A 13,211-nucleotide genomic window follows, 5' to 3' on the forward strand; every position below is an offset into this window, starting at 1 on the left:
TCAGGCGGTTACACGCTCGATCGCATCAATGAGTTTTGCCGGATCGAAGGGCTTGACGATCCAGCCGGTCGCGCCGGCCTGGCGCGCACGGTTCTTCTTTTCGGCATCGCTTTCCGTGGTCAAAACCAGGATCGGGATGGCGCGGTATTTCTCGTTGCGGCGCACGCCTTCGATGAAACCGAAGCCATCGAGGCGCGGCATGTTGATGTCGGTAACGATGACATCCGGCTCGCAGCCTTCGAGAACCTCAAGGCCCTCGACGCCGTCCTCTGCCTGGATCGTTTCGAAACCGGCATTGTTGAGGGTGACCAGAAGCATGTTCCGGATCGTCCGTGAATCATCCACGGTCAGTACTTTTTTCTTCATTGCTAGATCTCCTTAGCAATTAACTGGGTTTCGCTGATTCCAATCAGCGCCATCGTCTTTTCAAAGGCATCCGATGCCTTCTCGACGAGGAATGACTTCTTGTCGGCCTGCCATGCTGTGGCACCGGCAACCAGAACCTGGGCGCATTGCACGCCGACACGCTCCACCGCAGAGGCATCGATCACGATATCCTTGCCCCGCATGGACATGAGCTTACCGTGCAGGACCGATGCTTCATTGAGGTCGAGAACGGCCGAGAGAGCCAGTTTTCCGGATGCGGCCTTCTTTGCTGCCATCAGCGTATTCCTTGCCGTTTGTAAAAGGGTTGTGCCTCGGCCTCAGCCAATGCCTGATATCGGTCGGACAATGCGCCAACCGGCTGAACTGCCGGGCGCCTGCCATCGTGGGTATTCTGGACGTCGCGCTCGAAACCCTGCTGGCGGGCAATGCGGAATTCGCGCACCGTGCGGCCCAGTTCGAGAATGACGGTGTGCAGCTCATCGGCGCTTTCACCGGTATTGCGTGCGAAGCTCGCATTTGCACTGATCTCGTGGCTGAGCGAGCCGATCTCCGAGGTGACGCGGTTCAGCCCGTCGGCCTGTTCGACCGTGCGGCGGGCGACGCCGGTGATCGCATCATTGATCTCGCCGACCTGCTGGACGATGCCGCCGATCGCCGCCTGGGTGCGATGAACCATGTCGACACCAGCCCCGACCTGCGATTTGGTACCGGTGACCAGTGTCTTGATTTCGCGGGCCGCATCGGCGGAACGCTGGGCAAGCGCCCTCACCTCTTGTGCGACGACGGCAAAACCGCGGCCGCTATCGCCGGCGCGCGCCGCTTCGATGCCGGCATTGAGCGCGAGAAGATTGGTCTGGAAGGCGATCTCGTCGATGACACCGATGATCTCGCCGATCTTTTCGGCCGAATTCTCGATATCGGTCATGGCGCTGATTGCGCGGCCAACGATCTCACCGCTTTCTTCGACGGAACGGCGTGTCGCAACGGCAGCGCTTTCGGCAGCCGACGTTCCGGCAACGCTTTCCTTGACGAGTGCGGAAAGCTGATAAAGGTCGTTATGCACTGATTGTGCCCGGCGCGCCTGCTCTTCCGAAGCGGCCGCGAATGTCGAGGCGTTGCGTGCCATGGCATCCGTCAGACCGATCGCCTGCATTCCGGCATTGTCGATCACGCCGACCGAGTTGCGCATGCCGCCGATCGCGCTTGACAGAAGTTCGGCCAGTTCACGATAGGCTTCCGGCACGTCATTCGGCAGGGCGGCTGTCAGATCACGCTCGGCGAGCGCGCCAATGACGGCGGCAAAGGTGTCGACCGCTTCGGCCTGATCGGCGGAGCGCTGGTCGGCAAGGGCGCGCTGGTGCTTCTGTCTCTGTTCATTGAAACGGAGCGAGACGGCGATTTCGACATCGACCATGACCAGGCGCAGGATGGCGGCGATGAGATCGCGCAGTTCCTGTTCGCGCCGGCGGGCACCGGGAAGGAAGGAGCGCGGCGCAAAATCCTCGACAGCGCCGAGTACCAGATGTTCGAGCATCACCGAATGGCCGGCGATATGCCAGCGCGGGTCGAGACCCATGCGGCTTTCAGTATCCGACAGAACCTTGACGCGATCTGCATAAAGCGCATCGAAGCGAGCGTCGGTCAGCACCGCCCAGTGGGACGCCTGAAGATCGTTGAGACGGTCGACCTGCTGTTCGGTTTCGAAATGGCTGGAGGCTTCGGGAGAGGACTGCAAGCGTTGAAAGAGATCGCGCAGACCGTTCTTCAGATGGCCTTCGAGCTGTGGGCGACACCGGCGGAGCAGATCGCACAGATCGCCGTCGAGACCGGCGAATGCCAGTCTCTCGCCAAGGCTGCCTGCCTGGCGACGTCGAACCTGTTCGCTTGGCGTGTCCTGCACCAAAAGTCGTCCCCAAAAACCACACAAACCGAGAATTCGGCGTGAGAGAAGCCATGCGGGTCAGGGACTGGAGATGGACAATGAATGCCTTGGCACACAGGACATGATCCCGTGCCGTGCGAACGCGGTCACCGCAGTTTTCCTGACTTTTCTTGAGCGGATACCGGATTCAAACCGGTACGGCCTTGGCGGCTTCATGCCTTGGTGAGCAGACCGCAGTCGTCCCATTTGCCGTATAGTCCAATTTGTATGGTTAATTCCTTGCCCGAAGGTTAATGGACAGTAGATATCGGCCGTTTTGCTACAAAACGACCATTGAAACCACGGTATCGGAACACCGTCCGGCAAAGACTGCAAGCAGAGGTTTCATCGGCTCAATTGTTCTTGGTTGTAAGATCGGCAATCGCTCTCAGGCCATCCTTGTTGCCGAGATCGGCCAAGGCCTGGAAGATACGCAGCGCTTCCGCCTGCCTGCCGATGTTGAGCAGGGCGTATCCGCGCAGGCTCATCAGATCGGTCTGTTCGGGCACGATCTGCGCCCGCTGATCGAGCGCGATCAGCGTCTCCCGGTAGCGGGCCGACTTGAACGAATTGACGGCCCTGTCGGCAAGGATGGATGCCTGCAGTTCGACGGCGCGGGTATTGTTCTGCGGTGCGATCGTTGCGGCGGCAGCCGCCTTGTCAGTCAGGCCGACACGCAGATAAGCGAGGCTCTTGCCGTAAGCGGCATCGGAACGGGCGGCCTGAGAGGAAGCCATGGTCGCGACATCGAATGCCTGCGCTGCTTCGAGCGGCCGGTTGAGATCCATCAGGCACCAGCCGCGGGCGAGAGCCTGATCCGGCGAAAGTTGGCGAGGGTCGACGGTAGAGGCGCACCCCCTGTTGACTGGAGCACTGCGGGCAGGTGTGGCGCGTGACACACGCGGTGCGGGCCTTTCGACGGGCACAGGCCGGTAAGCCTGAGTGACCGGTTCAGGCTGAGCGGCATAAGGCTGCTGGTTTGAGGGCTGCTGGTAGTAAGCCTGCTGGCGCGGCGGCGGCTGTAGTTGCTGCTCCACCGGATATTGCTGCATCTGCTGCGCAAGATAGGGTTGCGTCTGCTGTTGCTGCGGCGGCGTGAGCTGCGAGAGATAATCCTGCCCCTGCAAACGACGACGATCGTCCTCGCCGAGATTGGCGATGCGGTCGGACCTGCCGGCCCAGGTGCGCTGGATCGCCGCGACACCGGCCCTGTCGCCGAGATCGTTACGGCTCAGGACCAGACCATAGGCGGAAGGTTCGTCATCCGGCTTCCATGTGAGGGCTGCGGCAAACCATTGAGCCGCCGTTGTCGGCTGGCGCATGTAACGCGCATACCATCCGAACTGCTGGGCCGCGGCTGCATCCTTCGCTTCGATGACGACAGGCGCCATGCGCGACAGCACTTCCTCCTGCAAGATCGGCGGAGGATCGATGGCGAGAAGGTTGGCGACGGCGGCCATATAGGCGGCCTTGGAGCCGGGCGACGTGTCACGCCATTTGTAGAGCACGTTTTCGGCTTCGAGCGGAGAATTCTGGCGTGTCAGGGTGAGAGCCAGGCCCTCAGCTGCAGAGGCGGTCTCTTCCTTGGTGAAGGCCTTGCGGAACCAACGCTCGGCGCCGCCGAGATTGTCTCGGCGATAATAATACCAGCCGAGCAGAAGCGCATCGGACGCCAGTTCATCCTTTTCGGCCAGCCGTTCCAGCCGCGTCAGATATTTGTCAGCGACGACGAGCTTGGGATCGGTATTGCCGTCGCCCACCAGACGGCGGGCCAGATCATCACGCAGGCTTTCGAATTCGGGCTGCCCGTCCGCGCCGGTTCGTTCCTTCGACAGCAGTTCCTCGATCATGTCCGGCGCCAGCAATTCGCTCGCCTTCTGGACCGTGGCCATCCGCTCCGAAGGATTGTCGCAATTGCTGAGCACGTACAGATAGGCATCACGCGCCCGCGGCTTGCGGTCGGTATCGGCAAAGGCTTCGGCAAGACGCCACAAGACATCGACTTCGCTGCAGGTCAGAAGCGTCGGGTTTTCCGCTGCAATCCGAATAACCTCGTCATAGGTCTTGGCATCGGATGCCGCCGTCAGCCGGGTGCGCGCCTCGGCAAGCTTCAACCTATCCAGAAGATCGGTAGGCGGCTGCCAGCTCGGCTCGGCGGCCTGGCGATCGGAGATTGCCTTGCGCACATCGGCATAGCGCGCCTGTGCGTAGAGCTGCCACATGTTGTCCAACTGCGGATCTGTCGTCGGTCGTGCGGCCAGCGGATCGGCCGGAGGTGTCCAGTTGGGATAGAGTGCTCGAAGACGGGAGATTTCGGCCTGTAGACGGGCTGTATCGCCTCGGGCGGCAAAATAGCGGAGCGCGCTTTCATCGACCTGCGGAGCCGAGGCTGACGGCTGAGTGCCCGGCCTCGACTGCGCTTGTGCTGGCGGCTGCGTCTGAGACTGATTCGGGAACTGCTGCGAAATCTGCGCACTCGGCTCCGAAGCCGGGGCAGTCTGCTGTGATTGTGCAATTACCAGTGGCGGGCGTCCGGCGCGCTTATCGGCTGGCGCCACGGTCGGAGATTGCGACTGCAATCGGTTCGTGCGGTTCACGTCTGTGCCTGCGAAAAACGAATCAGCAGCAGTCAACGAACCGGTGATCTCGTTGAAATCGACGTCAGACGCCTGTTTGTAAGCGATCAATGCCGCTGCGGCCATGCCGAAAGCAGCTAAAGAGATCAGCGAAAACCGCATTTGCACCCCGGTCCCTGTCCATCCAAATCATTTCGGCCCGTGCACACAAGCCCACATCTGACAGCAATTGGTTAAAGAATGAGGGCATATAGTTAACGAACAATTTAGATTTCGTAAGTAAATAAGAAATCATGAATACACAAAAGTGACTCGAACCGGCAGGCATTCCACAAATGGCTGCCCGGTGACCCTCGCAGAAAGCGGGCAATGAGTAATGCGTGTCTGCCCCAGGACTGGATTTTGATGACGGACGGACACTTTATGACTTTGCAGCCGGGATGGAGCGGTCGCCGTGCTGCTATCACGGCCTCCATAGGATTTGCAGCGCTCAGCCTCACCGGATGCGCAGGAAAGCCGATCCAATCCGAAGCCTTCATAAAGAGCGTTCCGCCGGAACAGGCCATAGTCATGCCACCGCCAGGGGGACCCGCGGTCGTCAACATTATCGAACGACGTTTCAACAATGCCATCAGCCAGGACATCCATCTGGCGACCAACGCATCCACACCCGGACAGAACATGCTGAAGGTCCAGCTCTTTGGCACAGAGAGCGCCTACAGCCAGGCCGATAACAGTCTGGGCATGTCGTCGATCACCGAAGGACGCATCTCATCTGAAATGCGCCAGTCCCTGCCGCGTGTGGCGATGGCGAAATCACAGTTCTATGTGCAGAACGCCTATGGTCCATTCGGATATGCTTTCGGGCGCGGCAGAGGCTCCGATCTGTGCCTTTATGCCTGGCAACAAATCCGCACCCGCGACCAGGGCACGCCATTCGCCAACTACGGCGTGATCCAGATCCGCCTGCGAACCTGCGAGGCGAATGCCACCGAAGCAAAGCTCCTTTCGGTCATGTATAACTTTACGATCAACGCATCGGTTGATGCACTCGGCTGGAACCCTTACGGTGCAAATCGCGAGTTCAACTCCGCCGTCGGCACCACCGGCGCTCCGATCTATCCGCGCCCGGCGTCATCCGAGCCGATGGTCCAGACGCTGCCGCAGCGGCAGACGACGTCCTATGCGCCGCGAGTTCAGGTCCGTCGTGTCCAGCCGGTCGCTCAGCCTGTGGCGGCGCCGGTCGCACCGCCGCAGCTTGAGCCGCGTGGTCCCCGCGTACCTTCGCCTTTCGGCAACGGCTATTCTTCTGCCACCGGACGATCCTCCGATGGTTATGCCGCAACGACGACGCCAAACGGCGCGACGGTACCGGCAACCCAAAGGGTGGCAGTTCCGTCTCCATCCTGCTCCATGGCAACCGACGGAGCAGACGTTGTCTGCCGCTGATCCTGTTGTCCGTCTTCGGCTCTCATCGAGGTAGTCCGCCATGAGGACACTATATTCAGCCGTTATCTGGGCCGTCGCCACGGTGATGATCATCCTTCTGGTGACCTTGCCGATCAATACGCGCACGCAGCTGATCGCAAGCATCCTGATCGTCACGGTCATGGCGATCATCAAGCTTCTGGATGTCGGCGGAAAATGGCGACTGGTGGCGCTTGCCTTCGGTACAGGGATGGTGCTGCGTTATGTCTACTGGCGCACGACAAGCACGCTGCCGCCGGTCAACCAGCTGGAAAACTTCATTCCCGGCATGCTTGTCTATCTGGCAGAAATGTACAGCGTGCTGATGCTGTCGCTCAGCCTGTTCGTCGTTGCCATGCCGCTGCCGCCGGCGCGGCCAAGCAGCAGATCGAGCAGCGACGAAAACCTGCCGACCGTCGATGTCTTTGTGCCAAGCTACAACGAGGACGAACAGCTTCTTGCCAATACTCTGGCCGCTGCCCGCAACATGGATTATCCGCCGGAAAAGCTGACCGTCTGGCTGCTCGACGATGGCGGCACTGTGCAGAAGCGCAAGGCGAGTAATGTTGCCGACGCCCGTGCGGCCGAAGCCCGCCACGAAAAGCTGAAGCAGCTCTGCGTAGAAATGGGGGTGAATTACCTCACCCGCGAGCGCAACGAGCATGCCAAGGCCGGCAATCTCAATAACGGGCTTGCCCATTCGACCGGCGATCTTATCGCGGTCTTCGACGCCGACCATGCGCCGACGCGCGACTTCCTTCTGGAAACGGTGCATTATTTCGAGAGCGATCCGAAACTCTTCCTCGTCCAGACGCCGCACTTCTTCCTCAACCCGGACCCAGTCGAACGCAACCTCCAAACATTTGAAAAGATGCCGAGCGAGAACGAGATGTTCTACGGCATCATCCAGCGCGGGCTCGACAAATGGAATGCGGCCTTCTTCTGCGGCTCGGCTGCGGTCTTGAACCGCAAGGCGCTGGAAGTATCAAATGGCTTTTCGGGCGTCAGCATCACCGAGGATTGCGAAACGGCGCTCGACCTGCACGGCCTCGGCTGGAACAGCATCTATGTCGACCGCCCGCTGATTGCCGGGCTGCAGCCGGCGACATTCGCCAGCTTCATCGGCCAGCGCTCGCGCTGGGCTCAGGGCATGATGCAGATCCTGCGCTTCCGTTTTCCGCCGCTCAAACGCGGCCTCTCGCTGGCGCAGCGTCTCTGCTACATGTCGTCGACGCTGTTCTGGCTGTTTCCCTTCCCGCGGACGATCTTCCTGTTCGCGCCGCTGTTCTACATCTTCTTCGATCTGGAAATCTTCACCTCGTCCGGCGGCGAATTCCTCGTCTATTCGCTGACCTATATGGCGGTGAACATGATGATGCAGAACTATCTCTACGGATCGTTCCGCTGGCCATGGATTTCCGAACTCTACGAATATGTGCAGACGGTGCATCTGTTGCCGGCCGTCATCTCGGTCATGCTCAACCCGCGCAAGCCGACTTTCAAGGTCACGGCGAAGGATGAATCCGTTTCGGTGAGCCGCCTTTCGGAAGTCAGCCGGCCGTTCTTCGTGATCTTCTTCATCCTGATCGTCGCCTTCGCTATGAGCGTCTACAAGCTTTATAACGAGCCGTTCAAGGCGGACGTGACACTCGTCGTCGCCGGCTGGAACATGCTCAACATCATCATTGCCGGCTGCGCGCTCGGCGTCGTTTCCGAACGCGGCGAACGCCAGGCGTCACGTCGCGTCAAGATCAGCCGGCGGTGCGAATTCGGCATCGACGGAAAGTGGTATACGGCGACGATCAACAATGTCTCGGTGCACGGGGCTCAGCTCGAGGTCTATACGGAAGGCGCGACGGGCATTGCCAAAGATACGATCGGGCATATCCGCTTCCAGCCATTCAGCGACCTTCCGGTCAGCGAATTGCCGGTCGAAATCCGTAACTTCGACCGCACCGGCGACGTCACCTCCGTGGGCTGCCGTTACGTGCCGCAAAAGGCTCTCGATCACCGATTGATCGCCGACCTGATGTTCGCCAATTCCGCCCAATGGACCCAGTTCCAGACCGCTCGCCGGAACAATCCGGGCCTCTTCCGCGGCACGTTGTGGTTCCTGTGGCTGTCCGTCTATCAGACGAGCCGCGGCCTTGGTTACCTGATGCGTGACCTCGGAAAGTCCCGCAGCGCAGAGAAAGGCTAGGAGATCGACATGAACAAGCTCATTGTCCTTGCCCTCGTTGCCTGCGCCGCCACTCCGGTTTGCGCCCAACAGGGCGCAACGCCTTTTGACATGGGTTCGGAGCGTCGCGATCGCGGCATTCAGGAGACGCCGCCGCCCGCACCGACGCCTGTGCCCGTCAATCCCGTGCCGATTGCTCCTGGCCAGCCGGCACCAACAAGCCAGGCTCCATCGCCCGCCATTACGCCGCCGATCGCAAGGCCTGCCACTCCGCCCGCACAACAGACGGCACCCGCGCAGTGGAGCGCCCAGCCGCCGTCACCCGCACAATCTGCGGCCCCTGCACAGACGGTGTCCGCAGCCGGCTCGGCCGATCAGGCACGCCGTTATATTCTTCCGTTTACGGACATGCGGCTGAATGGAGAAATCGAACAGCGATCGTGGTCCGTCTACCTGACGGCCGATCAGGCAGGACGCGCAGCAAAACTGCATCTTGCCTATCAGAACTCGATCTTTGTCGCGCCAGAAACATCGAAACTGACAATCACGATCAATGACGTGGTCGTTGCCGCAGAGACGATTGCCTCGGCCGAACAGCCTGCCGAACGGGCCTTCGAGATCCCGGCCGGATTGCTGAAGGCGGGTGGCAACATGGTCCGTTTCGGTACCAGCCAACGCCATCGCACCGACTGCACGATCGAATCCACCTATGAATTATGGACCGATATCGATCCATCCAAAACTTACCTGTCCTTCGACGGCACCAACGACCGGCGCCTAGGCACTCTGGACGACCTGAGGGCGATCGGCGTGGACGGCAAGGGCAATACCCGCTTCCGCATCATTGCTCCAGCCCTCGATCAGCTCGGCGCCACCGACACACTGATGCGGCTGAGCCAGGCGCTTGCACTCATCGCCGGCATGCCCAACCAGTCGTTCACCTTCAGCAGGCAGGCGGATGGTGACATCCAGCCCGGCGAAGTTGCCGTCTTCATCGGCACGACCGATGAACTCAGGACCGTTCTTCCAGGACTTTCCGCTTCTAACAGCAACTCGGCGGCGGCAAGCTTCGTCGATTATCCGCGGAGCAAGGGCGTTTCCTCGCTCGTATTGTCCGGTCCAACCTGGTCTTCCATCGACGGACTTGTCGAAAGTTTCGTCGCGTCGCTCGACAACCGCTCGACGCAACGGCGCGAAACGCTTTCGACTGAAAGCTGGCGCGGCATGGATACGCCGCTGTTGTTCTCCGACAAGGTACTCGACTTCTCCGCCCTTGGGGTCAACAGCCAGGAATTTACCGGCCGCCTCTTCAGAACCAGCTTTACGATCGGCGTTCCCGCGGATTTCTACGCAAATGCCTATGGCGAGGCTCGTATCCTGCTGGATGCGGCCTATACGCCTGACGTTCTGCCGGGCAGCCATCTCGACATCTTCGTCAACGGAAACATCGCCTCCACCGTTCCGATCACCTCTGCGGGCGGTGCGATCCTGCGGCATCTGCCGATCAAGCTGACGCTTCGGCACTTCCGGCCGGGCGTCAATACGATCACTGTCGAAGCGGCACTTCGTACTGCTTCTGATGCATCCTGCGCCCCTGGCGCGAGCAGCGAGGAAAAACCCCGCTTTGCGATATTCGGTACGTCGCAATTCCACATGCCGGACTTTGCCCGGATTGCCCAGGTCCCGAACGTCGCCGCAACTGCTGGCATCGGTTTTCCCTATTTCCTCGGACAGGACCCGGTATCGCTATTTCTCGGCCGTATCGATGAACATACGCTTTCGGCTGCCGCAACCTTCGCCGGCAAGATAGCCAACGCTTCACATCGGGTTATACCGCTCAATGTGACAATCTCGGCAGCACGGATGGCCGAGCGCAACGCGATCTTTGTCGGCGGTATCTCCGAGATGCCGCTCAACGTCCTGTCCCAGCTGAAAATCGACCAGGACAGCCGCAACAGCTGGAGCCCCGATATCGCTCCGCAGACGGTTACGCCCTCCAGTATCAGCCTGCAGGACTGGCAGCAGCGCGCCGATGGCAACTTCTTCAGCCGCCAGTTCGAAGAGTTGAGCCAGTGGGCCAAGGACAATTACGATCTGTCGCTTTCCGCCTTGCGTTTTGCGCCGCCTACCGACCAGCTCTACAAACCACCGAAATCCGCCCATCTTCTGGTTGCGCAGGAAAGCGACCCGACGGGTCAAGGGACCTGGACGGCGGTGCTTGCGCCGGACAGCGCCCAGCTAGACGAGGGCATGCGAGAAATTTCCAGCCGCGAGGCGTGGGAAAAGATGAGCGGGCGCATCGCAATCTACAGCGGTGAGACAGACGTGATGGGAAGCGTTCCAGTCAGCTGGTTCCGCTTCATGCCAACGCAGGATCTTAGCTTCAGCAATGCAAGGCTGATCACCGCAAACTGGTTGTCGGACAACATCATGTCCTATGCCCTGCTTCTGGCAGCAGGCAGCGTACTGCTCGGACTTGCGACCGGCGGATTGCTCAGTCTGCTCGGCCGTCGCTAAACCCGTCAGCCGGGAAAGCGCTTGCTGAGATAAGCCGAGCCCTCAAGTCCGAAGCGCCATGGATTGTCGACCGCCCTCGAAATCCCGATCCGCGGGCCGGTCACAACGCGTGCCGGCTCGCTCGGAACCCTCAGATCGAACGGATGTGCGAACAGGGATTTTCCGTCATGATCAATGGTTATCCCAAGCGCCTGACAGAGCCGACCCGGGCCTGAACACAGCAGCAGAGGATCGTCCAGGCGACGGCGCACCTGCATTGCCGCAAGACCATAAAGCGGCTGGACGGCGCGAATGAGAACTGCACTACCGGGCCTGCAGACGAAATTCAGGCACCAATGAATACCGTAGGATCGATATACATAGGCATTGCCGGCCGGACCGAACATGCTTCCATTACGGTCGCTTCGGCCGCGAAAACTGTGCGAGGCGGGGTCATCGGGCAGATAGGCCTCCGTCTCCACAATAATACCGCCAGATCCCGCGACATCGAGTTCCACACCGATCAATTCCGCAGCAACGATCGTCGCTTCACGTTCGAAGAAATCCTGCTTCATCTATCCTGCTACCCAACCATGGGATGCACACACGTGCCACACAGCTATAAGAGATCATCCGCCCTTCGAACAAGATTGTGCTCAGAGCCGATGTTTACTTTCTGCTAACACCATATTTGTTTCTCGCTTTCCTATCGGGGAGAAAAGCACACTTATTAGACTTATCTAAAAAGCAATCGTTGGGGCGAAGCAAGGGATGGGAAGTTCCAAAATGCCGGCAGCATACGAGCCGATCGAGCCCGAAGAACTCGAACGGCTTCAGACCATTTTCGAGACGGCGCGCTATATCGCCTGCATGTCGCGTCATGATCCTGCAGCCGAACGGCTGGCAGCCATGACGATCCGGTTCTATCAGCTAGGCATTCGCGATGACGATGCTCTCATCCACACGATCGTCAAGACCAACAGGGCATTGCGGCCATCCGGGCGTGAACAGGTTGCGGATTTGGCCTGACACACAAAGCCGCTCAAGGCTCGGTCTCGATCAACAGAGAGATGATGGACTGACGTGTAGTCTCCACGATTAGAGCCTGTCGCGATCCTCGCACTTTAGATTTCTGCCTCATCGAATGTTTTTGTCCGGCAGACTTTAGCATTCATCGATCTCCAGCACCTCCGAAACAACCTCGAAAATCTCGGTCTGCGGCGTCACAAGAACGATCGCGCGGATGTCGTGAGAAAACTCGAGGCCAGTATGTTGCCGGCGCAGAGCAGACATGCAGCTACGCGCAATTGCGTCGCCGCGATCGGCACTTTCGATTGCAAAGCGATAAATCGGCAGCGCCTGCTGAGAAGAGTTCAGATCTGCGCCTGCATCACTGTAGAGCGTAACGACATATAGCATTGACATTTTCCCCTCCTCCCAAAGGGTATCGTCATTTTACTTATAGTTGCATATACTCAGATTATTCGCGCCGACAAATGTCAAGTCGACACAAGGAGGGTGGTATCCAGGCTCTCCGAGCAGTTCCGTAGAACATCGCTCCACTCCACCAAGCGAAATGTCGTCGTCTTGCATCATTCTCGCGCGAGACATGGACAAGCGCGGTTGTTTACCGCAAGCGTTCATCCTATCTCCTCATTATGGAACAACGGCCGCCCGGAATATTGTAAGTCCGGGCGATGCAATCATGGAAAAAGCGCATGACCGAGCTGAAACTTCTGGCTCTCGATACGGATGATCTGGATGTGATATCCGCCCATATGCAGGATGCGGTTTTCAAAGTGGGCGATTTGCACTGGTCCGCATCGGAGAAGGCGTTTTCGCTTGCCGCGAACCGGTTCGATTGGGCTGCCGCCGAAGGCAAGCGCAAGGGTTTCGAGCGCCATCGCGCCGCCCTTGTCCTGAAGCGCGTCGAGGCCGTGCGCTCCAACGGCATCAACCGCGCCCGCAAGGAGGACGTGATGTCGCTTCTGGCAATCCGCTTTACCCAGAAAGGCGATGGTCCCGACGGCACGGTCGAACTGGTGCTTTCCGGCAATGCCGCGATCGAATTGGATGTCGAATGCATCGAAGTCGCACTTGCGGATATCGGCGGCGCGTGGGAAACCCCAACAAGGCCGCGCCATCCCTGACCTATGTGGGTGTGTCCGGCCGATGATGGCAGGAC

Annotated in this window: 11 protein-coding genes; 5 read left to right on the top strand and 6 right to left on the bottom strand. The window is 59.5% G+C overall.

Annotation, left to right across the window (positions count from 1 at the left end; translation table 11 throughout):
* From cheY1 to ACI3K0_RS10355, 4 genes are all read right to left on the bottom strand, one after another.
* The gene (cheY1, locus tag ACI3K0_RS10340) at nucleotides 1-366 is read right to left on the bottom strand and encodes a chemotaxis response regulator CheY1 (RefSeq protein ID WP_119938787.1); all 366 of its coding nucleotides are present in this window, start codon (nucleotides 364-366) and stop codon (nucleotides 1-3) included.
* Nucleotides 367-368: 2 nt separating this feature from the next.
* Entirely contained in the window at nucleotides 369-662 is a 294-nt protein-coding gene (locus tag ACI3K0_RS10345; RefSeq protein ID WP_148144413.1) for an STAS domain-containing protein, read from the bottom strand.
* On the bottom strand, nucleotides 662-2,290 hold the full coding sequence (locus tag ACI3K0_RS10350; protein ID WP_183823331.1) for a globin-coupled sensor protein: 1,629 nt from the start codon (nucleotides 2,288-2,290) through the stop codon (nucleotides 662-664). Before ACI3K0_RS10350 ends, ACI3K0_RS10345 begins: the two co-directional genes overlap by 1 nt.
* A gap of 371 nt (nucleotides 2,291-2,661) precedes the next feature.
* A complete protein-coding gene (locus tag ACI3K0_RS10355) occupies nucleotides 2,662-5,046 on the bottom strand; it encodes a cellulose synthase (protein ID WP_404945302.1) in 2,385 nt (794 codons plus the stop codon).
* A 261-nt stretch (nucleotides 5,047-5,307) separates the two neighbouring features.
* Between ACI3K0_RS10355 and bcsN the strand changes: the two genes are divergently transcribed.
* Genes bcsN through ACI3K0_RS10370 form a run of 3 tightly spaced genes read left to right on the top strand, consistent with a single transcriptional unit; the run spans nucleotide 5,308 to nucleotide 11,047 of the window.
* On the top strand, nucleotides 5,308-6,333 hold the full coding sequence (bcsN, locus tag ACI3K0_RS10360; RefSeq protein ID WP_183823335.1) for a cellulose biosynthesis protein BcsN: 1,026 nt from the start codon (nucleotides 5,308-5,310) through the stop codon (nucleotides 6,331-6,333).
* Between the two features lie 40 nt (nucleotides 6,334-6,373).
* Nucleotides 6,374-8,551 (top strand): UDP-forming cellulose synthase catalytic subunit, encoded by a 2,178-nt coding sequence (bcsA, locus tag ACI3K0_RS10365; RefSeq protein WP_404945303.1) that lies wholly within the window; start codon nucleotides 6,374-6,376, stop codon nucleotides 8,549-8,551.
* Nucleotides 8,552-8,560: 9 nt separating this feature from the next.
* Nucleotides 8,561-11,047, top strand: a complete 2,487-nt coding sequence (locus ACI3K0_RS10370) for a cellulose biosynthesis cyclic di-GMP-binding regulatory protein BcsB (protein WP_404945304.1) — start codon at nucleotides 8,561-8,563, stop codon at nucleotides 11,045-11,047.
* A gap of 5 nt (nucleotides 11,048-11,052) precedes the next feature.
* Here the strand turns inward: ACI3K0_RS10370 and ACI3K0_RS10375 are convergent, their stop codons facing one another.
* Nucleotides 11,053-11,601, bottom strand: coding sequence for a DNA-3-methyladenine glycosylase (locus tag ACI3K0_RS10375; protein WP_183823341.1), 549 nt, complete (start codon nucleotides 11,599-11,601; stop codon nucleotides 11,053-11,055).
* 211 nt (nucleotides 11,602-11,812) lie between these two features.
* Here ACI3K0_RS10375 and ACI3K0_RS10380 point away from each other — a divergent pair, with 211 nt between their 5' ends.
* Nucleotides 11,813-12,055, top strand: coding sequence for a hypothetical protein (locus ACI3K0_RS10380; protein WP_183823343.1), 243 nt, complete (start codon nucleotides 11,813-11,815; stop codon nucleotides 12,053-12,055).
* 135 nt (nucleotides 12,056-12,190) lie between these two features.
* Here ACI3K0_RS10380 and ACI3K0_RS10385 read toward each other — a convergent pair whose 3' ends face one another.
* Nucleotides 12,191-12,451, bottom strand: coding sequence for a hypothetical protein (locus tag ACI3K0_RS10385; RefSeq protein WP_183823346.1), 261 nt, complete (start codon nucleotides 12,449-12,451; stop codon nucleotides 12,191-12,193).
* Between the two features lie 293 nt (nucleotides 12,452-12,744).
* Between ACI3K0_RS10385 and ACI3K0_RS10390 the strand changes: the two genes are divergently transcribed.
* Nucleotides 12,745-13,176 carry a DUF2948 family protein gene (locus ACI3K0_RS10390; RefSeq protein ID WP_206823974.1) on the top strand — a complete coding sequence of 144 codons (432 nt, stop codon included), beginning with the start codon at nucleotides 12,745-12,747 and terminating at the stop codon, nucleotides 13,174-13,176.
* Nucleotides 13,177-13,211: the final 35 nt, after the last annotated feature.

The sequence above is a fragment of the Rhizobium sp. ZW T2_16 genome (genome assembly GCF_044987325.1).
GTDB lineage: Bacteria > Pseudomonadota > Alphaproteobacteria > Rhizobiales > Rhizobiaceae > Neorhizobium > Neorhizobium cellulosilyticum.

Coding starts and splice junctions, on each gene's coding strand:
- bcsA (WP_404945303.1), top strand. CDS start 6,374: ATGAGGACACTATATTCAGCCGTTATCTGGGCCGTCGCCACGGTGATG.
- ACI3K0_RS10355 (WP_404945302.1), bottom strand. CDS start 5,046: ATGCGGTTTTCGCTGATCTCTTTAGCTGCTTTCGGCATGGCCGCAGCG.
- ACI3K0_RS10380 (WP_183823343.1), top strand. CDS start 11,813: ATGCCGGCAGCATACGAGCCGATCGAGCCCGAAGAACTCGAACGGCTT.
- ACI3K0_RS10390 (WP_206823974.1), top strand. CDS start 12,745: ATGACCGAGCTGAAACTTCTGGCTCTCGATACGGATGATCTGGATGTG.
- cheY1 (WP_119938787.1), bottom strand. CDS start 366: ATGAAGAAAAAAGTACTGACCGTGGATGATTCACGGACGATCCGGAAC.
- ACI3K0_RS10370 (WP_404945304.1), top strand. CDS start 8,561: ATGAACAAGCTCATTGTCCTTGCCCTCGTTGCCTGCGCCGCCACTCCG.
- bcsN (WP_183823335.1), top strand. CDS start 5,308: ATGACTTTGCAGCCGGGATGGAGCGGTCGCCGTGCTGCTATCACGGCC.
- ACI3K0_RS10345 (WP_148144413.1), bottom strand. CDS start 662: ATGGCAGCAAAGAAGGCCGCATCCGGAAAACTGGCTCTCTCGGCCGTT.
- ACI3K0_RS10375 (WP_183823341.1), bottom strand. CDS start 11,601: ATGAAGCAGGATTTCTTCGAACGTGAAGCGACGATCGTTGCTGCGGAA.
- ACI3K0_RS10385 (WP_183823346.1), bottom strand. CDS start 12,451: ATGTCAATGCTATATGTCGTTACGCTCTACAGTGATGCAGGCGCAGAT.